General features: G+C 69.0%; 22 protein-coding genes. 11 read left to right on the top strand and 11 right to left on the bottom strand.

Annotated elements, in window-relative coordinates:
• Positions 1-26 precede the first annotated feature (26 nt).
• From OV208_RS05940 to OV208_RS05930, 3 genes are all read right to left on the bottom strand, one after another.
• Positions 27-2027: a hypothetical protein gene (locus OV208_RS05940; RefSeq protein WP_267572861.1), complete on the bottom strand. Its 2001-nt coding sequence runs from the start codon at positions 2025-2027 to the stop codon at positions 27-29.
• 130 nt (positions 2028-2157) lie between these two features.
• Positions 2158-3579 carry an IgA Peptidase M64 gene (locus tag OV208_RS05935; RefSeq protein WP_267572860.1) on the bottom strand — a complete coding sequence of 474 codons (1422 nt, stop codon included), beginning with the start codon at positions 3577-3579 and terminating at the stop codon, positions 2158-2160.
• Between the two features lie 51 nt (positions 3580-3630).
• The gene (locus tag OV208_RS05930; protein WP_267572859.1) at positions 3631-5187 is read right to left on the bottom strand and encodes a PEGA domain-containing protein; all 1557 of its coding nucleotides are present in this window, start codon (positions 5185-5187) and stop codon (positions 3631-3633) included.
• A 271-nt stretch (positions 5188-5458) separates the two neighbouring features.
• On the opposite strand from OV208_RS05930, the gene OV208_RS05925 reads away from it, so the two are divergent.
• The 11 genes from OV208_RS05925 (at position 5459) to OV208_RS05875 (ending at position 16637) form a co-directional block, all read left to right on the top strand.
• Positions 5459-6463, top strand: a complete 1005-nt coding sequence (locus OV208_RS05925) for an SDR family NAD(P)-dependent oxidoreductase (RefSeq protein WP_267572858.1) — start codon at positions 5459-5461, stop codon at positions 6461-6463.
• A gap of 85 nt (positions 6464-6548) precedes the next feature.
• On the top strand, positions 6549-7550 hold the full coding sequence (locus OV208_RS05920) for a diacylglycerol/lipid kinase family protein (RefSeq protein WP_267572857.1): 1002 nt from the start codon (positions 6549-6551) through the stop codon (positions 7548-7550).
• A gap of 125 nt (positions 7551-7675) precedes the next feature.
• Positions 7676-8365 (top strand): NUDIX hydrolase, encoded by a 690-nt coding sequence (locus OV208_RS05915; RefSeq protein WP_120533595.1) that lies wholly within the window; start codon positions 7676-7678, stop codon positions 8363-8365.
• Positions 8366-8557: 192 nt separating this feature from the next.
• Positions 8558-9361, top strand: coding sequence for a protein phosphatase 2C domain-containing protein (locus OV208_RS05910; protein WP_267572856.1), 804 nt, complete (start codon positions 8558-8560; stop codon positions 9359-9361).
• Between the two features lie 4 nt (positions 9362-9365).
• Complete coding sequence (locus OV208_RS05905; RefSeq protein ID WP_267572855.1) at positions 9366-11234, top strand: hypothetical protein; 1869 nt, start codon at positions 9366-9368, stop codon at positions 11232-11234.
• A 20-nt stretch (positions 11235-11254) separates the two neighbouring features.
• The gene (locus OV208_RS05900) at positions 11255-12322 is read left to right on the top strand and encodes a nicotinamidase (RefSeq protein WP_267572854.1); all 1068 of its coding nucleotides are present in this window, start codon (positions 11255-11257) and stop codon (positions 12320-12322) included.
• Positions 12323-12356: 34 nt separating this feature from the next.
• On the top strand, positions 12357-13151 hold the full coding sequence (locus OV208_RS05895) for a hypothetical protein (RefSeq protein WP_267572853.1): 795 nt from the start codon (positions 12357-12359) through the stop codon (positions 13149-13151).
• A gap of 77 nt (positions 13152-13228) precedes the next feature.
• On the top strand, positions 13229-14350 hold the full coding sequence (locus tag OV208_RS05890; protein ID WP_267572852.1) for a hypothetical protein: 1122 nt from the start codon (positions 13229-13231) through the stop codon (positions 14348-14350).
• Between the two features lie 25 nt (positions 14351-14375).
• Positions 14376-15224 carry an AHH domain-containing protein gene (locus OV208_RS05885; RefSeq protein WP_267572851.1) on the top strand — a complete coding sequence of 283 codons (849 nt, stop codon included), beginning with the start codon at positions 14376-14378 and terminating at the stop codon, positions 15222-15224.
• 18 nt (positions 15225-15242) lie between these two features.
• The gene (locus tag OV208_RS05880) at positions 15243-15827 is read left to right on the top strand and encodes an imm11 family protein (RefSeq protein WP_267572850.1); all 585 of its coding nucleotides are present in this window, start codon (positions 15243-15245) and stop codon (positions 15825-15827) included.
• An 18-nt stretch (positions 15828-15845) separates the two neighbouring features.
• Complete coding sequence (locus OV208_RS05875; protein WP_267572849.1) at positions 15846-16637, top strand: hypothetical protein; 792 nt, start codon at positions 15846-15848, stop codon at positions 16635-16637.
• A 423-nt stretch (positions 16638-17060) separates the two neighbouring features.
• Here the strand turns inward: OV208_RS05875 and OV208_RS05870 are convergent, their stop codons facing one another.
• From OV208_RS05870 to OV208_RS05835, 8 genes are all read right to left on the bottom strand, one after another.
• Positions 17061-17348 (bottom strand): hypothetical protein, encoded by a 288-nt coding sequence (locus OV208_RS05870; protein WP_267572848.1) that lies wholly within the window; start codon positions 17346-17348, stop codon positions 17061-17063.
• A 40-nt stretch (positions 17349-17388) separates the two neighbouring features.
• On the bottom strand, positions 17389-18156 hold the full coding sequence (locus OV208_RS05865) for a PIG-L deacetylase family protein (protein WP_267572847.1): 768 nt from the start codon (positions 18154-18156) through the stop codon (positions 17389-17391).
• Entirely contained in the window at positions 18153-19442 is a 1290-nt protein-coding gene (locus tag OV208_RS05860; RefSeq protein WP_267572846.1) for a glycosyltransferase family 4 protein, read from the bottom strand. The genes OV208_RS05865 and OV208_RS05860 overlap by 4 nt, the downstream gene beginning before the upstream one ends.
• The gene (locus tag OV208_RS05855; protein ID WP_267572845.1) at positions 19439-20305 is read right to left on the bottom strand and encodes a sugar phosphate isomerase/epimerase family protein; all 867 of its coding nucleotides are present in this window, start codon (positions 20303-20305) and stop codon (positions 19439-19441) included. Before OV208_RS05855 ends, OV208_RS05860 begins: the two co-directional genes overlap by 4 nt.
• Before the next feature lie 2 nt (positions 20306-20307).
• Positions 20308-21783, bottom strand: coding sequence for a YcaO-like family protein (locus tag OV208_RS05850; protein ID WP_267572844.1), 1476 nt, complete (start codon positions 21781-21783; stop codon positions 20308-20310).
• A gap of 61 nt (positions 21784-21844) precedes the next feature.
• The gene (locus OV208_RS05845) at positions 21845-23320 is read right to left on the bottom strand and encodes a YcaO-like family protein (RefSeq protein ID WP_267572843.1); all 1476 of its coding nucleotides are present in this window, start codon (positions 23318-23320) and stop codon (positions 21845-21847) included.
• Positions 23317-24150 carry a hypothetical protein gene (locus OV208_RS05840; protein ID WP_267572842.1) on the bottom strand — a complete coding sequence of 278 codons (834 nt, stop codon included), beginning with the start codon at positions 24148-24150 and terminating at the stop codon, positions 23317-23319. The genes OV208_RS05845 and OV208_RS05840 overlap by 4 nt, the downstream gene beginning before the upstream one ends.
• Positions 24141-25175 (bottom strand): Gfo/Idh/MocA family protein, encoded by a 1035-nt coding sequence (locus tag OV208_RS05835; RefSeq protein ID WP_267572841.1) that lies wholly within the window; start codon positions 25173-25175, stop codon positions 24141-24143. The genes OV208_RS05840 and OV208_RS05835 overlap by 10 nt, the downstream gene beginning before the upstream one ends.
• Position 25176: the final 1 nt, after the last annotated feature.

The following is a 25176-nucleotide window of genomic DNA, read 5'->3' as shown; positions in this document are numbered from 1 at the left end:
TCACTTCAGGATGTCACGGGGAGTGACTACGGATTCGCGACACCCCAGGACGGCGCGCCCACGGCCCAGTCCGCCTTGGTGTTCGTGTCGGTGGCGCTGATGCGGCGGACCGAGTTGCTGGCCGCCGTCGCACCGGACGTGGGCAGAGCGGTCCAGTCCGCGGAGACATCTTGCGCGGTCGGCGTGGTGGTGGTCGTGCAGGGCAGGACGCCACCGCAGTCCGCAGGCAGCCACTGACCGGCCGCCTGGATGGCCTGGAGGTTGGCCGGGTAGGCGCCCGGCGCCGCAGTCGTGCTGCGCCCGAAAGGCACCGCGTCCTGGATCTGGTTCTGCGCGTCGCGCACCACGATGATCCGGCTGGAGAACGGCAGGTTCGCGGTCGTGCCCTTGAAGTCCCAGGCGGTGTCGTAGTTGGCCGCGTTGCTGCTGGTGGGAAACTGGTTCTTGGCGGTCGTCTCGCTGTCCACGGTGCCATTCATGTGGATCACGATGATGTCCCCCTCAGCCACGAGCACGTCGGGCAGGGCGGCCAGGAGCACCGCGGAGTTGACGTCCTGCTGCACCTGGATGCCACCCGTGGAGCCGGCGGTGATGACCTGCAACTCCAGGAGGTCCAGGTTGGCCGGCGTCGCCGCGCTGGGCTGCACCTCGGTGAGGCGCAGGACCGCCGCCGTGCGGAAGCCCTTGAAGGCCGCCGTGTTGGGGATGGTGACCGCGCCGCCCACCGTGTCCTTCACGGACGAGGCGACCGACACCGCGTAGTCCGCGCCACCGGTCTGCGCGGAGGTCGTCACGAGGACGTCCTTGCCGCTGACCGTCGCGCTCTGCGCCTGGATGCCATTGGTGAACGTGAACTGCCCCGGCACGTCCGTGAGGCTGGCCGCGTTGATGGGACGGCTGAAGGAGACCTTGACCTCGGTGAGCGACGTCGCGATGGCGCTCGCCAGCGTCGGCACGGGGCAGGTGATGCCGGACAGGTCCGCCGTGGCGTACGCGGACGGCTGCACCGTGGTCACCGGGGGCGTCGCGGTCGACGTGAACTTCCAGATGGGGCCCGCGCCCAGCGTCACGGCGCATGAATCGACGAGACCCAGGCCCGCCGCCACGTCTTCCGTCACACGCAGCTTGAGGTTCGCGTTGTTGATGCCCGACGTCCTGAACGTGAACGCAACGTGACCACCGCCGCTGGCCGAGGACGCTCCATTGAGCGTGCCGCTCATCCGGGCAATGGTCGCGAAGTAGGTGTCGGCCTTGTCGAGCAGCTCCGTCGTGGGCGCGCTGGAGCGGTCCACCACGAGGCCCGCGGGCGTCGCCGTGTTGAGGTTGCGCACCGGGTGACCCGAGCTGACGACCTTCAGGCCGGTGAAGCTGCTGGCCGCCTTGTTCACGCCGCTCAGCACCGTCGCGCCGGTGACGTTGAGTTCGACGCGGTCACCCACCTGCACCGTGCCGGCCGGGGACACGACGAACATCGCGGGCCCGTTCGCCTCCGCCTGCAGGAAGAAGCCCGCGACGTCAGCGCCCACCTCGGGCTTGACGTAGGTCACGAAAGCGCCGTTGACGGGCAGCGCCGGATCATAGGTCGTGCCCGCCGCCGCCTTGAAAGCGGCGATCTGGGCGCTGGTGTCCGTCACGGCCGGGCCCGAATCCTCACAGACCAGCGTCGTCGGATTGCAGACCTGCGTCAGCGTACAGGCCGGCGTACACGCCGAACCGGTGCCGCCGTCCGTTTCCGTGCCGGCATCCGCGTCCGTGCCCGCATCCGTCCCGGTGCCCGCGTCCGTGCCAGCATCCGTCCCCGTGCCCGCGTCCGTGCCGGCATCCGTCCCCGTGCCCGCGTCCTCCTCGGGCACCGGCGTCAGCGTGCGCAGCTCGCACTTGTTCTCGACACAGGCGTAGGCCTGCCCCACGGGCGGCGTGCCCTTGTCGCGGCAGTCGAACTGATCAACACACTCATCTCCACAACCCGTACCGACCGTGACGAACACGGTGGTCACGAGCGCCGGCAGCCAGCTCCGCTTCAGCATGTGAATGCCTCCCCTGGGGGTTTCAGATTGCAGACTGCGTCCCCCTTACACCTGAAAACGCGGGGGCGTCCATTTGCCCAACCCCCTGCCACATCCCTGTCACGCACAGGACCCTTGGAATCTCTGAAAGTCAGGGAGTCTTCCGCGTCTGGGAGCGCGCCGGACCCGCGTAGAGGTCGATGACTTCACTGATGCCGTGCTGACAGACGGCGCAGAAGGGCACGCGGTCGCGGGTGAACATCACGCAGTCCGTTTGCGGACGGTAGAAGCCGCGCGACTCGTACATCGCGCCCTCGAAGGCCCCCACCTTCCCGGCCACCTTCAGCGCGCCCAGGAATTTCTCCTCCCAGTCCCGCTGCGACGTGAAGAGCGCGTCCATCTCCGCCTCGGGTTTGCGTTCCGCGCGAATCTTCTGCCGGAGCTGCTGGACCTGGACGGCATGCGCGTCGAACGCGGCCTGGTTCCACGGCGTGGGGATGGGAGTGCCCGGGGTCACCAGGTCCTTCCACTTGAGCTGCGTGGGGTCCTTGAGCGCGGTGACGTTCTTCTCCCACGGCTCCACCCGGTCCTCGGGCGCGGGGCCGTAGACGGACGCGGAGGAGTAGTACTCGTCCGCGAGGCCCGCGAAGTGGTGGCCGAACTCGTGGACGAAGACGTAGGGGGCCCAGAGACTGTCGGCCGCCACGGTGCCGAAGAGGTTGTGGATGCCGCCGCCGCCGTAGGTGTTGCCGTTGGCCAGGATTTCCACGAACTCGTAGGGCGCGAAGGCGGCGGTGTCACGCAGCGCGGCGTTGTCGAAGGTGAGGATGTAACGCTCGGCGCCAAAGGCGTCGTACGTGGAGCCCAGGGGGGGCCGGCGGTGGATGCCGGTGGACGGCCGCGAGATGCCGGATTCGGCTGCCCCGGGCATCAGGCCCCAGACGTTGAAGTCCGCCTTGCGCTCCTTGAAGGGCGAATAGCTGAAGAGGATGTCCAGCATCCGCCGGGCGTCCTTCTCGAACTTCGGCCGCTCGGCCTCCGTGTAGCCGTCCCCCAGGATGAGGAAGTCCACCTTGTCCTGCGGCGGGCCGTTCTCCAGGAACTTGATCAACGCGCCCGGCGCGGGCGGGGAGGACGGGTCGACGAAGGGGTCCTTCGGATCCACCACCAGTGACCACACCTCGCGGAAGGCGTTCTGCGCGTCGCGCTTCTTCAGGAGGACCTGGACGGGTCCCTCCGGGCTGGGGAAGCGCAGCGATTCGCTGAAGGTGCGGTGGCCCTGCGTCGCCTCGCCCGTGAGCTCCCACTCACCGAAGATGGAGGCGAAGCCTCGCGAGTACAGGAGCCGGTTCGTCTTCCGGTCCCTCACCTCGAAGAGGTACTTGCCCAGGTTCGTGTCGTCGATCGTCCGCGTCGGGTGGCCCGGCCAGGGCAGCGGCTCCACCACGAGCCGCTCCAGGCTGAAGCGCTCCTCGGTGGCGTTGCCGGTGTGGAAGTAGTCGACGCGGAACGTCCGGGGCGCGGCGAGGGCGGTGCTCGCCGTGAGCAGCAGCAGGAGGAGGGAAGCGCGCATGGGGCGGCACTCTATGCGCACGGCCCCGGTGCTTCCCGCCGGAATGTCCGCTTAGAACGACCCGGAGACACTCGCCGCCGCGCCCGTCCCGTCCGCCGCGACGCCCAGCGTGATGGGAGGCGCCAGCTTCGCGGGCGAGGACACGAGGTAGAGCACCGCCCCCGTCACGACCGCCGCGCCCCCGCCGACGAGCAGGCCCGTCATCAGGTGGCTCTTCTTCACGAGCGAGTCGCGCAGCGCGACGGTCTGGGCATCCGTGCTCACCAGCCGGCCATCGTTCGCCGCGCGGCGGGCCTCCAGGCCGTCCAGGTCGTTCTGGGCCAGCAGTCGCACGACACCCGCGCCGCCCAGGACCGCGACGCCCGCGCCCAGCGCCACGTAGGACGCCGTGCGCAGGCCCGTGCTCGCCGGGGCCGCGGTGGTGGACAGGGTCCCTTCCTCTGACAAGAGGCTGGGGGCGGTGAGGTCCGCGCCCGTGCTGGAGACCGGCGTGGCCCGCGCGCCCGCGTCCCAGGGCGCGCGGCCGTTGGCGTTGTTCATCACCACCAGGTTCGAGGGTGAGCGGCCGGTGGTGACGAAGTCCACGAGCGCGTGGAGCGCTTCACTGGGGGCCTCCAGGCCCTGGGTCTTGAAGCCGCCCTCGCGCAGCTTCTGCCCGCCCTCGACGTTGAGCACCGTGGCGGCGAACCACTTGGGCCCGCTGCTCGGACGCTCCAGCCGCACGACGATGACCTCCTCCACCCCGAGCGTGCCGCCCAGGCGCACCGCGTGGCTCAGCGTGCGCTCCTCGTTCCCATCCGCGACGTCGAGGCACGGGAAGGGCGCGGCTGTCACCGACCCCTCGTACGCGAGGTCCACCAGCAGCGGTGTGTCCGCGCCCTGGACCTGCACCTGCCGGGGGAAGCTCACCACGTCCCCCTTCACCACGGAGAGATCATACGCCCCGGCGGGAAGCTCCCGCGTGAGCGGTGTCTGGCCCACGCCCAGGCCGTCCAGGTACACGTCCGATGACGGCAGCGTGGACTTCACCGACAGCTTCACCTTCGGGGCCCGCGCCAGGTCGCGGCGCAGCTTCTCGAAGGCCTGCCGGATGGAGGGGGCGTATTGGTCCGGGTCCAGCTGGTACTTCGGCTGGAGCCGCAGCACCTGGAGGAAGGCCGCGTCGCTGTCCTTGAGCTTCCCGAGCGCCCGGTGGTTGATGCCGTGCAAGAGCTGCGCGTGCACGGAGAGCTTCCAGCGCTCCTCCCCCGCGGGCAGGCGCTTGATGTCGCGCAGCGCATCGTCCAGCAGTTGGGTCGCCTTGCCGTTGCGGCCCTCGTAGAACTGGTCCTGCGCGGCGTCGAGCTGTCGCTGGAGCTCCTCGAAGGAGCGCGGGGGGGCGGGGAAGAGCCGCTCGGCGAACTCGGGAGCGCCCAGCACGCGCTGTTCGGAGCGGGCGCGAAGCGAGTCGTAGAACGCCTTCGACTGGCCGCTCAGCTCCGCGTCCCGGCAGTCGCCGCTGGAGACCACCATCCGCATGGGCGCGGCCTGCGCCGCGGTGCACAGCAGGCACAGCAGCAGCGCGAACGGGGTCGACTTCGGAACGGAGGTCTGGAGCACGGAGCGCATGGGCACGTGGGAGTGGAAGGAGATGCCAGGCCAGCGATGCAGGCCGCGTTCCGTCCTCTACCGGACTGTCCGCCCTCCAGGCCAGCGACGCCCTGCACTCCGCTCCTGGTCCCGGACCTGGACGCCCGTCCGAGCCATGGGCCTCCCTGCTCCGCTGGCTGCCCTCCGGGTGAGCCACCGGAGGCACGGGTACGACTCCTGCTTCGTCCCCACTTTCCGACGTGGGGCGTCACGGGCGACGCCCATCCCACCTTCCCGAGGACCCCACCCCATGGATCGCGCCTGGAAGAAGAAGGTCATCGTCATCACCGGAGCCTCCAGCGGCATTGGCCGCGCCACGGCGTTGCTGCTGGCGAAGAAGGGCGCGCACGTGGTCCTCGCCGCGCGCCGGGAGGAGCCGCTGGAGGACCTGGCGGCCGAGTGCGAGGCCCTGGGTATCCAGGCCCTCGTGGTGCCCACCGACGTGGCGGACGCAGCGTCCGTGCGCCATCTGGCGGAGGAGGCCGTGCGCGCCTTCGGCCACTTCAACGGTTGGGTGAACAACGCGGGCGTGTACATGCTGGGCAGCCTGGAAGAGACGCCGGACGAGGCCTTCCGCCAGCTCATGGAGGTCAACTTCTTCGGCACGGTGAGCGGCGCGCGCGCGGCGCTGGGCCAGTTCCGCCGCCAGGGCTATGGGACGCTCGTCAACGTGTCCTCCGCCTTCGGGACGGTGCCGGCGCCGTACCTGAGCGCCTATGTGTCCTCGAAGTTCGCGGTGCGCGGCTTCTCCGCGTCGCTGCGCCAGGAGCTGCTGCGCACCGGCATCGACGTGTGCACGGTGATGCCCGCCGCCATCGACACGCCCCTGTGGCGCCACACCGCCAACTACACCGGCTGGCGCATCCGCCCGGTGGAGCCCGTCTACGCGCCGGAGCGCGTGGCCCGCGCCATCCTGCGCGTCCTGCGCCACCCCGAAGCGGAGACCCTCGTCGGCCCCGCGGGCAAGAGCTTCGCCGCGATGCACGGGCTGTTCCCTGCCAGCTTCGAGCACCTCATGCGCGCCAGCACGGATGCCCTGCACTTCAAGGACGAGCGGCAGGGCGCCACCTCCGGCAACGTCTTCCAGCCCATGCCGGAGGGCACCGGGACGTCGGGCGGTTACCACGGGGCCGGAAAACAATGGCTGCGCCGTCTTCTGGTCGCGGGAGGACTGGCCGCCGCGGCGGTGTCCCTGCGCCGCCGTGCGAGCGACCGCCGTCTGGCCATGAGGCTCTCCCACGCCCTGGGGGCGTGATGCCCACCTTTCGGGGGGTGAGCCCTCATTCCGGGGGACTCCGTGACGGGGCCATGACATGACCTGGAGAAGAGTCGCGCCCGCCATGAACATCGCCGTCCTCGTCAATCTGCGTGCACGTAAAGGCTCCGAGGGCATGGGGGGGCTGGTCCGCGACCTGCTTCCCCGGGCTCGGGTGGCCCTCACCCGTTCCCTCGAAGAAGCGCGGGAGTGGGTGGATCAGCTGCGGCACGACCCGCCCAGTCTGCTGCTGGCGGGCGGAGGCGACGGCACCATCACCGGCCTGCTCAACGAGCTGCGCTCCCAGGGTGTGGCCCTCCCGGCCATCGGCGTGCTGCCCCTGGGGACCGGCAATGCCTGGGCCCGTGTCACCGGCGCCCCCCGTCCCCACGTGGCCCTGAAGCAGATCGCCGCGTACGGCGAGCGGCTGCCCCCCCTGCGCCCCTTCTCGCTGGTGCGGGTGGAGGGCCGGGTGGCGCCCTTCGCGGGCACCGGCTGGGACGCGGAGATGATTCAAGACTTCAAGAACCAGCTCGCCTCCGCCGGACCGCTCAAGAGTTCGCAGGCGGGCCTGCGCGGCTACCTGGGCGCCATGTTCACCCGTACGGTGCCCCGGCACATGTTCGGCGAGGGCAACCCGAATGTGTCCGTCTACAACCTGGGCGGCTCCGCGCTGACCATGGACCCGACGGGCGCGGTGCGGCCGATACCGAACGGCGGCGAAGGCGCGCTCCTGTACCGGGGGCCCGCGGGCGTGGCCGGCGCGGCCACCACGCCGGAGTGGGGCTTCGGCTTCAAGGCGTTCCCCTTCGCGCAGGCGGTGCCCCACCGGCTGTCGGTGCGCGTGTACGGCGCAGGGGTGATGGAGGCCACGCGCAACATGTTCCGGCTGTGGCGCGGGGAGCACCCCATGCCGCGCATGCACGACTTCTTCGTCGAGCGCCTGCGCATGGACTTCGACCGCGAGGTGCCCTTCCAGATGGGCGGCGACGTGCTGGGCATGCGCCGCTCGCTGGAGTTCGACCTGGCCGAGGAGAACGTCCAGCTCGTGGACTGGCGCCGCCTGGGCCGCCTGCTCGAAGCGTAGTCGCCGCTCCCTTCCTCCTTCTCTCGCGCGAAGGCGCTTGCCCCCACCGTGTCCGCTGGACACGATGCCGGCGCGCCACGCGCGGGGAGGTCACCGGGCGGAGGACGTAAAGAGGGTGTCCACACGTGAGCCACACCTATGAGTACCCGCGCCCGGCGGTGACGGTGGACTGCGTCGTCTTCGGGTTGGACGAGGAGGACCTCAAGGTGCTGCTCATCCAGCGCGGGGTGGAGCCCTACGCGGGACGGTGGGCGCTGCCCGGCGGCTTCGTGCGCATGGAGGAGTCCCTGGAGGACGCCGCGCGCCGCGAACTGGAGGAGGAGGCGGGCCTGCGCACCAGTCACCTGGAGCAGCTCTACACGTTCGGTGCGCCGGAGCGGGACCCCCGGGGCCGCGTCATCACCGTGGCGTACTTCGCGCTGGTGAAGCTCAGCGCCCACCACCTGCAGGCCTCCACCGACGCGCGCGAGGCGGCGTGGTTCTCCGTCTGGGATACGCCCAAGCTCGCGTTCGACCACGCGGACGTGCTCGCCACCGCGTTGCAGCGGCTCAAGGGCAAGGTGCGCTACCAGCCCATCGGCTTCGAGCTGCTGCCGCCCAAGTTCACCCTGTCGCAGCTCCAGCGGCTGTACGAAACGGTGCTGGAGCGCGAGCTCGACAAGCGCAACTTCCGCAAGAAGATCCTCGCCATGGATCTGCTGGAGGAGCTGGACGAGGTGGAGCAGGACGTGTCCCACCGCGCCGCGCGCCTCTACCGGTTCGACCACAAGAAGTACAAACAGCTCGAGAAGGCCGGCTTCAACTTCGAGCTCTGACGGGCCTCCCACCCCCTGTTGACTCCCTCGCTCCGGAACGCCCCGGAGTGCCAGTGCCGTGCGTCGTCTTGACTTCGTGTCATGTGGACACTATGTTGGTGTCGTAGATACACGAAGTCGGAAGTGGCCGCCGGTCGCTTCCTTTCCAGCAGGTCCCTGGCGTGCGTGCCCTTCGAGGGCCACGGGAGAGCCATGTCCACGCTGCCCTTCGACGTCGCGGTGGGTTCGGTGCAGGGCCGGGAGCACGCGCGTTCGGGGCGCAACAACCAGGACGCCGTCTGGGTCCGGGAGAGCGAGCACGGGCTGGTGGCGCTGGTGGCGGACGGGTGTGGCAGCCAGCCGTGCAGCGAGCTGGGGGCGCAGTTGGGGGTGCGGCGGCTGGCGCAGGCGGCGCAGGCCCGGCTGGCGCGCGGGGAGCCGGTGGACGGCGAGGGCTTCCTCCCGGGGCTGCGCGAGGACCTGCTCGGGCTGCTGGAGGGGTTGTGCGCGACGCTGGGGCGGGACGTGCTGGGGGACTTCCTCTTCACCATCGTGGGGGCGGTGGTGACGCCCGCGCACACGCTCGTCTTCTCGTCGGGGGACGGGGTGTGGATGCTCAACGGCGAGGTGCACGCGCTGGGGCCGTTCCCGGGCAACGCGCCGCCGTACCTCGCGTACTCGCTCATGCGAGGGGAGGACGTGCCGCTGGTGTCACGGGCGCTGGTGCCCACCGACGACGTGCACGCGCTGCTCTTGGGCACGGACGGGGTGGGGGACCTGCTGGGGCTGACGGCGGCGCGGCTGCCGGAGCGCGATGAGCCGGTGGGCCCGCTGTCGCGGTTCTGGACGGAGGAGCGCTACTTCACGAACCCGGACGCGGTGCGACGGAGGCTCGCGCAGCTCAACCGCGAGTCGGTGCGCGCGGACTTCGCGGAGCGGCGACTGCTGCGCACGCCGGGCCTGCTGTCGGATGACACGTCGTTGGTGGTGATGCGTCGGCGGATGGGGAGGGCGTGAGGCCATGGACCTCTGGCTGGAAGGCAAGAAGTTGCGGTTGGATCCGCAGCGTGCGCTGGGCAAGGGCGGCGAGGCGGATGTGTATGACCTGGGCGACGGCCGCGCGCTCAAGGTCTTCAAGCGGCCCGAGCACCCGGACTACCTGGGCCTGACGCACGAGCAGGACGCCGCGAAGGCCCGGCTCGCGGAGCACCAGCGCAAGCTGCGCGCCTTTCCGCAGGGACTTCCGTCGAGGGTGGTGACGCCGCAGGCGCTGGCCACGGACCGCAAGGGCGCGGAGGTGCGGGGCTACGCGATGCGCAAGCTGGACGGCGCGGAGCCGCTGCGCCGGTGGGGTGAGCCCGCGTTCCGGCGCGCGGGTGGCACGTCAGCGGACGCGGTGACGGTGCTCGCGGGACTGCACCGGGTGCTGGGGGCGGTGCACGCGGGCGGTGTGGTGGTGGGGGACTTCAACGACCTGAACGTGCTGGTGACGGGGACGGACGCGTACCTCATCGACGCGGACAGCTTCCAGTTTGGAAGCTACGTCTGCCCGGTGTTCACCGAGCGGTTCCTGGATCCGCTGCGCCTGGACGCGAAAGCGCAGGCGCTGACGCCGGTGAGGCCGGCGACGGTGGACAGTGATTGGTATGCCTTCGCCGTCACCGTGATGCAGTCGCTGTTGTGCGTGGGGCCGCAGGGCGGCATCCACCGTCCCAAGGCGCAGGGGGCGCGGTTGAACGCGGTGGCGCGGGTGCTCCAGCGTGTCACCGTCTTCCACCCGGACGTGCAGTACCCCAAGCCCGCGCTGCCCCGGAGCACGCTGCCGGATGAGGTGCTGCACCTGTTCCACCAGGTGTTCGTGGAGGACCGTCGCGGCGCGTTCCCGCTGCCGGTGTTGGAGGGCCTGCGCTTCACGGTGTGCGCGTCGTGCGGTGTGGAACATGCGCGGGCCGCGTGCCCCACGTGTCAGCCGCATGCGACGGCGGCGGCCACGCCGGTGACGTCGGTGCGGGGGCAGGTGGTGGCGACGCGGAAGTTCACCACCCGGGGCGTGGTGGTGCACGCGAGCGCGGACGACGGGACGGTGCGCTTCGTCTACCACGCGGATGGCGCGTACCGACGCGAGGACGGGCGCACCGTGATGCGCGGCGGGCTGGATCCCTCGCTGCGCTGGGCGGTGCAGGGGGACGTGACACTGCTCGGGCAGGGCGGCCGGGTGGCGGTGTTCGCGCCGGGCCGGGCGCCGGAGTTCCTGGGGGTGGACACCTGCGAGAACAAGCCGGTGTTCGCGGCCAATGCCAGACACCGGTTCTGGGCGGTGGGCGGTGGGCTGTGGCGGGACGGTCCCCATGGGGCCGAGCGCTGGGGGGACGTGCTGGAAGGACAGACGCGGCTGTTCGTAGGGCCCCGCTTCGGCCTGGGGTTCCACCGCGCGGCGGGCTTGAGGGGGGCCTTCCTGTTCGATGGGGAGCGCAAGGGTCTGCGGGATGGGCTCGCGCTGCCCTGGCCCTCCGGGCAGTTGCTGGACGCCGAGGCTGTGTTCGACGGGGACTCGGTGTGGCTGTTCCTCGCGGAGGAGTACGGGGGGCGCACGGTGCATCACGCGGTGCTGCTGGGGCCGGACGGGGCGGTGCGCGCGAGCAATTGGGCCGATGCGGGGAACGGCTCCTGGCTGGGGACGTTGAGGGGGAAGTGCGCGGTGGGGGGCGCGCTCTTCTGCGCGACGGACGCGGGGCTGACGCGCGTGGAGGCGCGGCAGGGCCGGCTGGAGGCCGTGCGCGAGTTCCCGGACGCGGAGCCGTTCGTGGACGCAGGGTGCCAGTTGCTGCTGTCGCGAGAGGGATTGATGGTGGTGGGGGCGCAGGTCCTCACCGTGTTGCGGATGACGTGAAACACGCAAGGGGGATGGACATGAAGAAGACGACCGTGAAGGAACTGCCGCTGCCCGGGTTCTACAATGCCAACCATGCGGCGGAGTACGGCTACGGCTCCAACGCCGGCAGGTTGCAGCAGGAGGCCGGCACGTGGAAGGCGGCGCAGGGCGTGAAGGTGTCGGCGACGGACACCTTCAACCTGCACCTGCTGCTCATCGACGTGCAGAAGGACTTCTGCTTCCCGGATGGCTCGCTGTACGTCGCGGGGCGCAGCGGGCGGGGCGCCATCGACGACAACCGGCGCATCGCGGAGTTCATCTACCGCAACCTGGGGACGCTGACGAACGTCACCGCGACGCTCGACACGCACTTCGCCTACCAGATCTTCTTCCCGTCCTTCTGGGTGGACCAGGATGACCAGCCGTTGCAGCCGTACCGGGAAGTGACGCGCGAACAGATTGAGCGCGGCCAGGCGCGGCCGAATCCCGCGGTGGCGAAGTGGCTGTGCGGCGGCAACTACCCGTGGCTGCTCAAGCAGGTGAAGTACTACTGCGAGGAGTTGGAGCGGGCGGGCAAGTACACGCTGTACCTGTGGCCGCCGCACTGCCTGCTGGGCAGCGACGGGCATGCCCTGGCGGGCGTGGTGCAGGAGGCGCGGTTGTTCCACTCGTTCGCGCGCGGCGTGCAGTCGTGGGCGGAGGTGAAGGGCGGAAACCCGCTGACGGAGAACTACTCGGTGCTGCGGCCGGAGGTGCTGATGCGGCATGACGGCCAGCCGCTCGCGCAGCGCAACACGCAGTTCCTGAAGACGCTGCTCACGTCGGACGCGGTGGTGATTGGCGGGCAGGCGGCCAGCCACTGCGTGAAGAGCTCCATCGACGACCTGCTGGGGGAGATCGTCGCGCAGGACGCGGCGCTGGCCCGGAAGGTGTACCTGCTCACGGACTGCATGTCGTCGGTGACGGTGCCGGACGGAAAGGGCGGCTTCGCGGCGGACTTCACGCCGCAGGCGGATGCGGCGCTCAAGCGCTTCGCGGACGCGGGCATGCACCTGGTGAAGTCCACGGACCCGCTCGCGAGTTGGCCCGACCTGCAGCTGGCGTGACGTCTGGCATTCCACAACGAAAGGAGACACGGACATGAGCAAGGCGAATGGTGGCGGGGTCCAGAAGCTCTTCGAGGATGCGCACGCGGAAGGGGTGCTGAGCCCCGCGGGGTTGCAGGCGCTGACGGTGGTGGACCTGGGGGCCCAGATTCAAGCCGGCCTGGGCGTGCACGTGGACGACGTGCAGGCGAGCGAGGTGGTGCTGGTGACGGTGATGCCGGATGACTCGGGGAGCATCTCGCACTCCGGGCACACGAAGACGGTGTGCGACGGGCACAATCTGGTGCTGGACGCGCTGCTGGCGAGCCAGCAGAAGGACGGCGTGCTGTTCCACACGCGCTACCTGAACGGGCACGTGCTCAATCCCTTCCGGCCGCTGGAGGATGTGGTGCGGATGCACTCCGGCAACTACTCGGCGGACATGGGGACGCCGCTGTATGACAACGCGGTGGTGCTGCTGGGCACGGTGCTGGCCAAGGCCCAGGAGTTCAGCGGCAACGGGGTGCCGGTGCGCACGGTGACGCTGTTGATTACGGACGGCGCGGACGCGGGGTCGCAGAAGGCACGGGCGAAGGACGTGGCGGCGCTGGTGAAGGACCTGCACCGGGTGGAGAACCACATCGTGGCGGCGATGGGCATCGACGACGGCACGACGGACTTCCGCAAGGTGTTCCAGAGCATGGGCATCGCGGACCGGTGGATCCTCACCCCGGGACAGAGTGCCCAGGAGATCCGCGCCGCCTTCCAGGTGTTCAGCCAGTCCGCGGTCCGCGTCAGCCAGGGCGCGGCCAGCTTCAGCCGCACGGCGCTGGGTGGGTTTGGCCGTTAGGCGAAGAAGTCACCCCTCTGCTAAAATCAACAGCCCGGATCGGAGGGGGGAACTTCTGTGCATCCAGGTACGAACTCTTGAATGGCATCGTCGTCACAGGGCTTGGCCTGGCGAGCAGCCTGGATGAGGTCGTCACCGCATGCGCCGCGGCCCGGGCCGGCATCAACCGTGCCCGGGAGATTCCGGCTTTTGGGGCCATCGACGATGACGTCATTGAGTTCGTTCCGATTGCGGGTCATGAGTGTCACCCCCTGACGGAGGGGTTCCAGGGAGATGCCCGGCTGATTCGCCTGGGGACCGCCGCTCTCAGGAATCTGCTCACATACTCCGGGCTCCAGTCAGACGACCTCTCGCGAACGGCTTTCTTCCTCAATGTGGGAAGCTCCTTCCTTTCAAGTGTTGGAGAGCCCTCCGAAGGCTCCCCGGAAGGGATGCCCGTCGGGCGCGGTTCATCCGCCCCCCTGGTTGATGCACTCTGCCAGTTCGGCGCTCTGCCCATCCCCAAGGAACTTCGCTTCGTCCTGCGGGGAGACCACCATGGTGTCGCAACCGCAGTGCACGAGGCTTGCGAGATACTGAGGCGGCGCGTCGTGGAGCGCTGCCTCATCGGAGGCGTTGATTCGTTTCTTGAGCGGAAGACGCTCGAAATGCTGGCTCGCTTGCGGTTGCTGAAGACGGTTGGAAACCCGGTGGGGTTCATGCCAGGGGAGGCTGCGGCATTCTTCTTTCTGGAAAGGGCGGTCCCGGCCCGCCAGCGTGGCGCACGTATCGAAGCGGAGCTGGTGGCCACCTCCCTGACCACCGAAGAGCCGCACCGCTTCTCAGGCCCCTCCCATGGAAGCGCTCTTGCCGCAGCGATGGGGAACGTCTTGGAGGACGTTCGCGAAAAGCAATCCGGGCCCGCTCTGGTCATCCACAATCACAATGGGGACCCCTGGCGTGCGATGGAGTGGGGCACGGCTCTCCTCCGGTTGGCTGGCGTGGAGATGATGCGAGAGCCTCGCGCATGGTTTCCTCCTGCGTCGTTTGGTGAAACCGGTGCCGCGACGGGCCCGCTCGCGGTGTGCATGGCCGTGCGCGCGTTCGCGCGACGTTACGCGGGCTCTCACTACGCACTCATTGGTATGTCGTCCTACGCAGGAACCAAAGGCGCACTGATGCTGCGCGCTCTGACACAGGACGTATCCCAGGGTCGCTAAGAACCTCGAAAGCAGGGGGGAAGCCATGGCTCAGTCCGCGGAACACATTACGCAGATGACGAAGAATGACCTCCACGACAAGGGGGCATGCATTCTTCGCCATGAGTCGGCCAGGAAGAGCAGTCCGTGTGACTATCAATGGAATGGATATCAGCTCAGCAAGACGGCGGCACGCTCAGGCATGTACAACAAGCCGCTCCGCCGCTCTTGGATCGACCGCGACAAGGCGGATCGTGACATCTTCGAGGCCGCGACCCGGAAGGAGAAGCGCTCGGGAGAGACGCCTGGCGAGTTCGGCTTGCGGCTGCGCGACTTCGTCAAGAAATACCGGCACAGCGTCCGCTACACCAGCCGGGTCCTGGACCGTGACCCGAAGGCATGGTTCATCGGCGAGCCCACGCACCCGAAGAACTTCGTTCCCAAGGCGCATGATCCTGAAGGGGGAATGCACCGCCCCTACTACCACAATTGGCACCACATGATTCCGAACGGGGCCATCAACGAATATATCGGTAGTGGTCCGGACGGAGCGAAGCGCTTGTTTCTGTTGATGACTTCGCTCTACAACATGAACTGCGGTCAGAACATCGTTCTGCTTCCCAAGGAGAGCTTCGTGGGTCGGGTGCTGGGGCTGCCCATTCATTGCCCCTACGGCCAGATGAGCCACCCCACGTATTCGCAAGCTTGTGAGAAGCATCTGCGCCGGATCGCGGCTCAACTGAAAAAGGTGCTTGCATCGGGTAATCCGCACAAACTCAATGACGAGAACGTCACCCAGATCAAGAAGGCGATGAACCTCTTGTCCGACAAGCTCCTTGCCACCCTCAAGGCAATGCCACCCGGGGTCTCGTTGGACGAATTGGAGTCCATCTAGGCTCACGGAGGATTCGAGATGCCGAGCTTCACCTTTCACATCCTTACAACCCCCTACGATCCCAGATTCTGCAGCATCAAACGGACGCCGGAAACCATTCTCAAGGACTGGCGATTGCTGGAAGGCGTTCCGTTCGGATCGGACTTCCCTGCGACTTCACGCTTCGAAATGGACAAGCGCGCGGGGGAGATGGCTCCTGATCTGCTTCCGAATATCCTGTCGCTGCTGATGATCTCCCCCCGAGTCCGCACCTTGTTCGAGGCGGAACGAGTCTCGGATGTCGAGTACCTCCCCTTCGAACTGGCGAACAAGAGGGGCTCCGTGGTCAGCAGGGACTACGCCGTGGCCAATCTGCTTGGCAGCGTGGATTGTCTGGACGCCGCACGATCGAAGTTCGACGAAGATCCGCTTGAGCCTGGAGGCATTGCCAACCTGTATAAGCTCAACCTCCACCTGGACAGGATTCCCGAGGACAAGAAGCTATTCCGCCTGAAGCAGATGATGCATGAATTCATCATTCGCTCTGACCTGCTGCAATTGCTCCGAGAGCAAGGGGTGACAGGGCTGGCGACGCTCGACCTCGACACGGAAATCATCCTCTGAACGGGCCCCCGTGCTTTCATGAAGACCGATCTCGACATCACCGTTGATAATCTCGCATTCGAAATCGCGCAGGGGCTTCCGCGCGCGGTTGGCAAATTGGCGAAGGGGCAACTCGACGGTGCTGCGTTCCTGAGAATCTGCCTGGACCACCGCCGGCTGGCCATCGCGCACCTGTTGGGGGCCTTGGACGTGGGAGCCTATTCCCAGCACCTTCAACAGAGCGCCAGGGCCTATGCGTTCATGCTCAGGCACGCCCGGGCGGGTGTGACCGTGGACCCCTACTACCTTTGCCGGAGCAGAGCGGAGCCGTTCTGGGACGCGCTTGCGGCGGGCGACTTCCCACTGGCCGCGGAGATTGCCGCGCTCGCTCCTGCGCAGCCCCATCCAGGAATGGAAGACCCTGTCCTCTTCCTGTATTTTGACGTCATCATGTCCATCGCGCGCGGCGAGGACACGGCGCGGCAGCAGGAAAAGCTCCGTGCGTTGAATGCGGAAAAGGACCTGACGCTGTCGTTCCGTTACGACGCCAGTTCGGCACTCCTCCATGGGGACGATGCAGGGCTGGCACTTGCCCTCGAAGGCATGGGCGGCGAGCACGCTGCCTGGTTCGCGGAGCTGAGCGTGCAGGATTCGATCGCCCCGGAAGACGCGCAGACCCAGACCTTCGTCTTCATCGAGGGCCTGGCGTTGGCCCGGCTGGCTTCCCATCTGGGCATGGGAGACGTCTTGCCTCAACGCTTCATGCCGGACGTCGCCCTGTCGGCGCCGCTCGCCTCCTTCGACGATCCGTGGCGGGCGTTGGGGGCTTGAGCATGCTCCGCACCTGGAAGGTCAGGCGAGGAGCCGTAAGTAGCTCTACACGGTGGGGCTGGCGCACGATCGCCGCTCCTGTTCGTTCGAGGCACAGCCCACGGTCCTCGCGGCGCTCGCACAGATGAAAAAGGGGCCGCAGGTATTCACCGATGAGGACCTTCTGGCCGCCTTCGGTTCGGCACAAGGCCGGGCATCGATTCAGGCTCGTGCTTTTCGCAGTCGGATCTTGGCTTCGACTCCCGGCGATACATCCTTTGGCGTCATCCGTACTCCCGAATCCGCATCCGACATTTCAACGCCCAGCGTGGCCGGCTTCAGCCGCACGGCGCCGGGTGGGTTTGGCCGCCAGGCGAGGTTCGCGGCAGGTGTTGGCCTCCGCAGGCCTGCCGCGTCCCCCGAAGCATCAATCAGGGATGGCTCTCAACAATCGATGACTTCGATGATCTGCGAATAGGGAACGCCGGCCCAGTGCCCGGACACCCAGGCGCTCCCCTCGCCACAGAAACACCGCCACCGGCCGACTTCCTGGGTCATCGCGGCGTCGCTGTAGAAGACGCGGCTGTACTGCTGATCGCCTTCACAGGGAGGAAGTTCGTCCTTCCGCGTGGCGAGGTCCGGCTCCGCGTCCAGGGTGGAGTCAACGCCGCATCCCGACAACATCAGTCCCACGGCCAGCGCCGCGCCGCTCATCATCGACTTGATATGCATGTGGGCTCCCCGCCTTCGTGGCTTGCAACGGCTCGCCAACCTAGCATGCCTGGAGAGCGGGGGATTTCAGGAAGACCTCGGCGGCTCCGGTGCGGCCGTGCCCCAACGCCTCGCGCTGGTGGAAGTCGGTGAGCAGGGGCGCCAATCCCTCCGCGCCTCCGAACTGGAAGCCCAGTTGGCTGCTGTAACAGGCGCAGCCCTCCAGCTTCCGGGACAGGTGTTCGGTGATGTCCACGGCCAGGGGTTGCAAGTCTTGAGGCAGGGCCGCGTCTGGCCGTGCCTCCGGTTGTCGCACGGCGTAGGGCGTGTCCCGGTAGTAGAGGATTCGATTCGACGGGATGCCCAGCGCCTGCACCGCTCGCACCACCTGCACATGGTCCACGTGGCTTCCCAGCGCTTGCGGCACGAAGACCCGGTCTGGCTTCAGGTCCCACAGCACCGGACGCAGACATCCGCGCACCCAGGCACCGACGACATCGGTGGTTCGCGGCGGCCGGAACAGCTCGGCGGGACTTCCATAGCCACGGTGGGGCGCCTCCTCCAGGTCGCCCCATACCGACACGTCCACGCCCATCCTCTTCGCGAACGCCCGGTCCTCCTCGCGCCTGAGGGCCATGTAGTCCACCTCCGGACCCAGGCCCTTCGACGTCTGGCATTGCAGCGCGAAGCCCTTCGGCTCCGGCACCGACCGGGTGAAGAGGGTGACGAGCGCCACCGTCCAGCCCTGTTGTTTCAATGCCGCCAGCGTGCCTCCACACGAGAAGGCCACGTCGTCCAGGTGCGGAGAGATGAAGAGGGCCGTGCTCATAGGAGGTGCGGCGCGGACCGGAAACGGCACGTTGGATCCGCGCTCGCCTCCGTCGTCGCCGGGTCGTAGAGATGCGTCCACCCCGTGTCCGGCCGCGTTCCCATCAGCTCCGTGTAGATACCCTGGATCCTGCGTCCTACCGCCTGCCATGAGTACAGCTTGCGCACCTCCTCCAATGCCGTGGTCGCCAGGCGCTTGCGCAGCGGTGCGTTGCCCAGCAGCCGGGTGATGGCCTCCGCCAGCGCGTCGCTGTCCTTCGGCGGGACCAGCAGCGCGTCCCTTCCATCCTCCAGGCAATCCACGACCCCCACCGCCTTCGTGGACACGATGGGCAGCCCGGAGGCCATCGCCTCCAGCAGCGTGTTGGAGAACCCTTCCGAATACGTGGGCGATACGAAGAGGTCCCCGCTCCGGTACAGGTCCGGCGCCTCCGCGTAGGTGGACGCGCCCACCAGCTCCACCGTGTCCCGCAGCCCCTCCGCCTCCACCCTCGCGCGCACCGCCTCCACGTCTGGCCCAATCCCAGACACGCGCAGCTTCAGCTGTCGCCCCTCCGCCACCAGCCGCTTCACCGCGTCCAGCAGCTCCATCACGCCTTTTCTCGCGTCCACCCGCCCGTGGTACAGCAGCACCGGCACGTCCCGCATCTCCCCGAGCATCAGCTCGTTCCTCGGATGGAAGCGCTGCGTGTCCGTGGCCCCCGGCACGATGGTGAAGCGGCTCATCGGGGTGCCGTGGTGGCCGTGCACCTCCTCCGCGAAGGACCGGCTGCCAATCAGCAGCGCTCCGGAGTGCCCCAGCACCGCGAGCATCGCCTGCTTGTGCGTGTCACAGCACGTCCCCACCCAGTGCCCGTCTCCCCCCTGGATGGACACCACGTTGGGCAGCCCCAGCCGCCGCGCCGCCTCCAGCGCCGCCAGTCCACACGGATAGCCGTACTGCGCATGGATGAGGTCGAAGGGCCGGCGCCGGTGCTCGCGAATCACCGTGTCCACCAGGTCCTCCACGTCCTGCTCGAAGCTCGCGGGCTGGCCGTGGTTGATGCGCTGCTCGCCCCGGGACTCACACCCCAGCACGTGCGCGCCCGGAATCCCTGGCGGAGGCCCGCCCCCGTACACCGCCATGCCCGCGGGGTCGTTGCGGTACTGGCTCACCATCGTCACGTCGTGCCCGCAGGCCACCAGCTCCCGCACCAGGTTGAGCGCATAGACACTCATTCCGGAGATCGCCGGGAAGAAGCGCCGGGAGATGAAGCAGATCCGCAGCCGGTTCAATTCGTTGCTCATGCCGCCACCTCCGCGCCCGTCGGCAGGCGCGCCCGCAACCACGCCAACGCCCCTGGCACCATCTCGTGCGCCCGGTGCGCATCCCTGGACAGCTCCACGCAGATGAGCCGGTCGTACCCGACGCGTGCCAGCTCCCGGAGCACGGACGGCACGTCCACGTCGCCCTCTCCGAACGGCAGGTGCTCATGCAAGCCGCGCTTCATGTCCTCCAGCGCCACCGTGCCCAGCACCGACGCGAACTCGCGCACCGCCTCCGCTGGCGTCCGCTCCTGCGTCACCAGCAGGTGCCCCACGTCCAATGCCAACCGCACCGGCGCCGCTCCTTGTGCCGCCACGCTCACCTGCAACTGGCGCCACGCGTCCACCGTCTCCACCAACATCCCCGGCTCCGGCTCCACCGCCAGCACCACCCCGCGCGAGGCCGCGTGGTCCGCCAGCCGCGCCACCCCCTCCACCAGCCACGGCCACGCGACTTGCTCCGTCACCCCCGGACGGGGCACCCCGGCCCAGAACGACACCGCCTCCCCCCGGCACGTCGAGCACACGTCCACCGCGCGCTTCAGGAACTCCAGCCTGCGCTCCCGTCCTTGCGCGTCCGGCGTGATGAGCGTGGGTTCGTGCTTCCTGCGCGGGTCCAGGAGGAAGCGCGCCCCCGTCTCCACCACCAGGCCCAGGCCCAGTCGCTCCAGCAGCGCGGCCAGTTGCTCCGTGCGCCGTTCGAAGTCCGGCGCGAACGGGTCGAAGTGGTGATGGTCCAGCGTCAGCGCCACCCCGTCGTAGCCGCTGTCCGCGATGAGCCGCAGCGCGTCCTCGAAGCGGTGATTGGAGACGCCGTTGGTGTTGTACGCGAAGCGCGGTGCCATGGTCATTGGCCCCCGAAGCGGCGGCTGGCGAGCAGCGCCGCCACCGCGTGCGCGGTCGGCTCGCGATAGAGCGGATACAGCCCGCCCACGCGCGCCTCCGCCAGCTTCACGTTGAACCAGGCGGGGCCGCCCAGTCGCTCCTCGGCCTCCGGCGTCAGCCGCACCGGCTGCGCTCCCGGTGGCGGCTCGCCCAGGCCCACCAGCGGGTCGTGGTGCTCCAGCAGCCGGGCCACGTTGCGCTCGCCCAGCCGGGAGTGGGTCATCGTCTCCACCTCCAGGCCCGGCACCAGCGCCTTCACCACGTGCACCGGGTGGCCCGGCGGCGACATGTCCGCGACCAGGATGTCGAAGCCCGCCGCGTGGAGCTGACGCACCACGTGCTCACACCGCAGCGACGGGTCCTCCACCACCGGCGCGCGGGGCAGCTCATCGAAGCGGACCGAGCGCCGCTTCGACAGGATGCACGCGGTCTGCTCCCGCAGGGCCGCGGACGACATCCGCGCCCACTCCATCATGCCTCGCATCGCGCGAGGCTCCTCCGCGTCTGGGTCCACCCGCGGCAGGATGTGATCCATGTATTGCTTGGAGGCGATGCGGCTCACCTCGCTCAGCGGGCCGTGCGAGAAGGCCAGCCGCGCGCGGGAGCCCGCGAACTCCAGCAACGCCTTGCGCAGCGCCCGGTCCCGGTCGGGGTCGGTCGCCTCGCCGCAGCCCACCATCAGCAGCGGCTGGTCCCCCACGGACAGGTCGCGGCCCACCACGTACACGTTCACGAGGCCGAACTCGGTGCTCGCGAGCTTCGCCATCACCTCCACGCCCGCGCGCTGGTAGCGCTCCAGAAGGGCTTTCACATCCGACGTCAGCTCCACGTCCTCCAGGTCCAGCACCACGCCCTGGTCCATGGCGCGGCACTGGAGCCCGTTGCCGTCGCGTTGCAGCAACTCCAACAGCCCGTGCGACAGCGCCTGCTGCCGTGTCAGCCCCGCGCCCTGGCCGTTGGTGATGGGCGTGATGAGGGGGGACCTGCCCTGCAACTGCGCGGGGTGGTTGGCGACGAACTCCTCCGGCACCAGCACCCGCTCACCCGTGGCGAGCCGCTTCACCTCCACCCAGACGAGCGGCATGTCCGGGCGGTAGGGACTGCCCGCGGGCAGCCCCAGCGTGAGCGGATCCGCCACCGCCGTGGGCCCCCGCGCTCGCACCAGGGTCGTGTAGCCGCCATGCACCCGGGGCATCCGCTTCATCGCAAGCTCGGCGAAGGTGTCCTCCGCCAGCTCGCCCAGGGCTCCGACGCGGGCCTCGTCCTCGGTGTTGCCGTAGCCGTTGCCGTGCGTCACGCCGTTGGGCCCATCATCCATCCGCAGGCTGGAGAGGGTCACGGGCACGCCCAGCCGGTCGATGGCGTCGATGCGGAACAGGTGCAGCTCGCCCGCGGGCAGGGCGTGGAAATAGGCATCAAGGGCTTGGGCGAGGCTCATGAAGGTTCCTCCAAAGGCGACACGCGGAAGTCGAAGCGGGGTGGCGCACGGGGCGCGCGGTTCACTCCCCGCCGAAGCGGCGGCTGGCGAGCAGCGCGGGCACCGCGTGACGGTCGGGTTCCCGGTAGAGCGGATACAGGCGCCCCAGGCGCGCTTCGGCCAGTCGCACGCTGAACCAGGCGGGCCCGCCCAGTCGCTCCTCGGCCTCCGGCGTCAGCCGTACCGGCTGCGCTCCCGGCGGCGGGGCGCCCAGGCCCACCAGAGGGTCGCGCCGCTCCAGCAGCCGCGCCACGTTGCGCTCACCCAGCCGGGAGTAGGTCATCGTCTCCACCTCCAACCCGGGCACCAGCGCCTTCACCACGTGGACCGCGCGTCCGGCCGGGGACATGTCCGCGACGAGGATGTCGAAGCCCGCCGCCTGGAGCTGGCGCACCACGTGGTCGCACCTGAGCGACGGGTCCTCCACCGCCGGCGCGCGGGGCAGGTCCTCGAAGCGCACCTTGCGCCGGGTCATCAGGGTGCACGCCGTCAGCTCGCGCAGCGCCGCGGCGGGCATCCGCGCCCACTCCGCCATGCCGTGCAGCGCGCGCGGCTCCTCCGCGTCCAGGTCCACCAGGGGGACGAAGCGCTCCATGTATTCTTCCGTCGCGATGCGGGCCACCTCGCTCAGCGGCCCGTGCGCGAACGCCTTGCGCGCGCGTGAACCGGCATACTCCAGCAGCGCCTTGCGCAGCGCCCGGTCCCGGTCCGGATCCGCCGCCTCGCCGCATGCGGTCACCATCAGCGGATGGTCGTCCGCGGACAGGTCGCGGCCCACCACGTAGACGTTCACCAGGCCGAAGTCGGTGCTCGCGAGCTTCGCCATCACCTCCACGCCCGCGCGCTGGTAGCGCTCCAGCAGGGCTTTCACATCCGACGTCAGCTCCGCGCCCTCCAGGTCCAGCACCACGCCCTGGTCCATGGCGCGGTACTGGAGCCCGTTGCCATCGCGTTGCAGCAGCTCCAGCAGGCCATGCGCCAGCGCCTGCTGCCGCGTCAGCCCCGCGCCCTGGCCGTTGGTGATGGGCGTGATGAGCGGGGACCTGCCCTGCAACTGCCCGGGATGGATGGCGACGAACTCCTCCGGCACCAGCACCTTCTCCCCCGTGGAGAGCCTTTGCACCTCCACCCAGACGAGCGGCATGTCGGGCCGGTACGGACTGCCCGCGGGCAGCCCCAGCGTGAGGGGGTCGGCCACCGCCGTGGGCCCCCGGTCGCGCACCAGGGCGGCGTAGCTGCCGTGCACGCGAGGCATCTGTTTCAGCGCGTGCTCCGCGAAGGTCTCCTCCACGAGCTCGCCCAGCGCGCCCACGTGCGCGTCTTCCTCCGTGACGCCGTAGCTGCTGCAATGCGACACCGAGCCGGGCTCGCCTCCCATCCGCAGGCTCGTGGAGACCACCGGGATGCCCAGCCGGTCGATGGGGTCGATGCGGAACGTCTGCAACGCGCCCGTGGAGACAGCGCGGAAATAGGCATCCAGGGCCTGGGAAACGCTCATGACAATTCCTCCAACGCAACGGGACGGGTGTGCGGCATGCCCGCGAGCAGCCGGTCGAACAGCGCGAGCGCGTGCTCGCGGGTGACGCCCCGGGCGAACTCGAAGGTGGTGAAGACGTTCTCGAACGGGAGCTGCTTGAGCACCGCGCGGTAGCGGCGCAGCTCGCCGTGGCTCAGCGGAATCGCGTAGTGGAAGCCCTTGTGACACGACAGCGCCGTGGGCTTGCCGCGCGCGTCCAGGTCCACCTTCAGCGCGTCCCCGCAGAACAGCGAGCGGGTGCTCGCGTCGTACATCACCGTCTGTCCCTCGTAGTGGCCGCCCACGCAGTGCAGCGTCAGGTCCGGCGCCAGTTCGTGCTCGTCGTCCACCGGCCAGCGCACCTGGAAGGCCTTGGAGTACGGCACCGCGTCCTTGTGCAGGACGAGCAGCGGATCAAAGTGCTCCTGCAACTGCCACAGCGCCCCGAAGCCGTGCGGGTGCGACGCGGACAGCACCCGGATGCCGCCCATCACCTCCAGGTATTCCAGCGCTGGTTTCGAGTACCAGGGCGCGCCCTCGAACGCGACGTTGCCGTCGGGCCTGCGCAAGAGCCACCCGCTGGAGCCCAGGCCGAAGGATGGCTCGCAGGTGAAGCCCCAGATGCCGGGGAGCGTCTGCTCCCAGCGCGTGGACAGGCGCTCCGACACCTGGCCCGCCGTCTGGAAGTTCCAGCCGTCGCGCGGCAGGGCGTTGCGCACGTCCAGGCAGGTGGGACAGCCCGTGGGCGGCTCGTGGGAGAAGCCCGGCTGCCACGTGCCGCAGTGGGTGCAGGCGTAGCGGGTCAGTGACATGGCGGGAACGCCTTTCCGGACTGCGTCGCCTGGGTGAGCAGTCCCACGAGGCGCACGTCCCGTTCGGGCGGGAACGGCTGTGGCCGGTCCTCCAGCACGCACGCACTGAATGACTCCACCTGGTGCAGGAAGGGACTGCGGTCCTCCGCTGGCGACAGGTGGATCCACGTCTCCTCGCCCGTCTTCGCGTCGGTGAGCGACAGCGACCCGCCGGGCGTCTGGCCCATCGTCTTGGTCGCCAGCGCGCGCGCCTTCGTGCCGATGAGCTCCAGCGTGCGCCGCGGGTACGCGTCCGGGCAGTTGTAGGCCACCTGCAACAGCCCCAGCGCGCCGCTCTTGAACTGCCCTATCAGCACCGCGCCGTCATCCACCGCGTAGTCGTGTACGCGCCGCTGCACCATCGCGGTGAGCGACCGCCATTCATCCCCCAGCACCACCTCCAGCAGGTCCAGCCCGTGGGGCGCCAGGTCGATCATCGCACCGCCCCCGGCCTGCTCCGGATCGATGCGCCAGTTGTCCGGGGTCCAGTCCGCGGGCAGCCAGCAGGCGTAGTGGATGCGCGCCTGGGTGATGGTGCCCAGCACGCCCTCCTTCACCAGCGTGCGCAGCTTGCGGTGCGCCGCGTGGTGGCGCTGGTCGAACGCGGTGGCGTAGTGCACGCCCGCGCGCTGACACGCCGCCACCATGCGCAGCCCGTCCTGGGGCGTGACGGCCATGGGCTTCTCGCACAGCACGTGCTTGCCGGCCGCAGCGCACGCCTCCGTCATCGCCGCGTGCAGGTGGTTGGGCGTGGCGATGTAGACCGCGTCCACCTCCTTGTCCTCCAGCACCGAGGACAACTGGGTGTACCGGGCGGCGTCGTCCGCCTGCAGGCGCATCAGCGCCTCCGCGTCCGAATCACACAGCGCGACCAGCCGCGTGTTGCGTGCGCCCTGGAGCGCGGGGATGACGTAGTCCCGGGCCACCCAACCACAGCCCACCACGGCCCAGCCCAACCGACGGGCTTTCGGCTTCGCATCGAACATG

Source organism: Corallococcus sp. bb12-1 (assembly GCF_026626765.1).
GTDB lineage: Bacteria > Myxococcota > Myxococcia > Myxococcales > Myxococcaceae > Corallococcus > Corallococcus terminator.
Note: the sequence above shows the minus strand (reverse complement) of the source record. Positions and strands in the feature narration are given on the sequence as shown.

Coding starts and splice junctions, on each gene's coding strand:
- OV208_RS05860 (WP_267572846.1), bottom strand. CDS start 19,442: ATGAGCAACGAATTGAACCGGCTGCGGATCTGCTTCATCTCCCGGCGC.
- OV208_RS05855 (WP_267572845.1), bottom strand. CDS start 20,305: ATGGCACCGCGCTTCGCGTACAACACCAACGGCGTCTCCAATCACCGC.
- OV208_RS05910 (WP_267572856.1), top strand. CDS start 8,558: ATGTCCACGCTGCCCTTCGACGTCGCGGTGGGTTCGGTGCAGGGCCGG.
- OV208_RS05940 (WP_267572861.1), bottom strand. CDS start 2,027: ATGCTGAAGCGGAGCTGGCTGCCGGCGCTCGTGACCACCGTGTTCGTC.
- OV208_RS05935 (WP_267572860.1), bottom strand. CDS start 3,579: ATGCGCGCTTCCCTCCTCCTGCTGCTGCTCACGGCGAGCACCGCCCTC.
- OV208_RS05925 (WP_267572858.1), top strand. CDS start 5,459: ATGGATCGCGCCTGGAAGAAGAAGGTCATCGTCATCACCGGAGCCTCC.
- OV208_RS05840 (WP_267572842.1), bottom strand. CDS start 24,150: ATGTCACTGACCCGCTACGCCTGCACCCACTGCGGCACGTGGCAGCCG.
- OV208_RS05885 (WP_267572851.1), top strand. CDS start 14,376: ATGGCTCAGTCCGCGGAACACATTACGCAGATGACGAAGAATGACCTC.
- OV208_RS05930 (WP_267572859.1), bottom strand. CDS start 5,187: ATGCGCTCCGTGCTCCAGACCTCCGTTCCGAAGTCGACCCCGTTCGCG.
- OV208_RS05835 (WP_267572841.1), bottom strand. CDS start 25,175: ATGTTCGATGCGAAGCCGAAAGCCCGTCGGTTGGGCTGGGCCGTGGTG.
- OV208_RS05880 (WP_267572850.1), top strand. CDS start 15,243: ATGCCGAGCTTCACCTTTCACATCCTTACAACCCCCTACGATCCCAGA.
- OV208_RS05895 (WP_267572853.1), top strand. CDS start 12,357: ATGAGCAAGGCGAATGGTGGCGGGGTCCAGAAGCTCTTCGAGGATGCG.
- OV208_RS05845 (WP_267572843.1), bottom strand. CDS start 23,320: ATGAGCGTTTCCCAGGCCCTGGATGCCTATTTCCGCGCTGTCTCCACG.
- OV208_RS05900 (WP_267572854.1), top strand. CDS start 11,255: ATGAAGAAGACGACCGTGAAGGAACTGCCGCTGCCCGGGTTCTACAAT.
- OV208_RS05875 (WP_267572849.1), top strand. CDS start 15,846: ATGAAGACCGATCTCGACATCACCGTTGATAATCTCGCATTCGAAATC.
- OV208_RS05865 (WP_267572847.1), bottom strand. CDS start 18,156: ATGAGCACGGCCCTCTTCATCTCTCCGCACCTGGACGACGTGGCCTTC.
- OV208_RS05870 (WP_267572848.1), bottom strand. CDS start 17,348: ATGCATATCAAGTCGATGATGAGCGGCGCGGCGCTGGCCGTGGGACTG.
- OV208_RS05920 (WP_267572857.1), top strand. CDS start 6,549: ATGAACATCGCCGTCCTCGTCAATCTGCGTGCACGTAAAGGCTCCGAG.
- OV208_RS05850 (WP_267572844.1), bottom strand. CDS start 21,783: ATGAGCCTCGCCCAAGCCCTTGATGCCTATTTCCACGCCCTGCCCGCG.
- OV208_RS05905 (WP_267572855.1), top strand. CDS start 9,366: ATGGACCTCTGGCTGGAAGGCAAGAAGTTGCGGTTGGATCCGCAGCGT.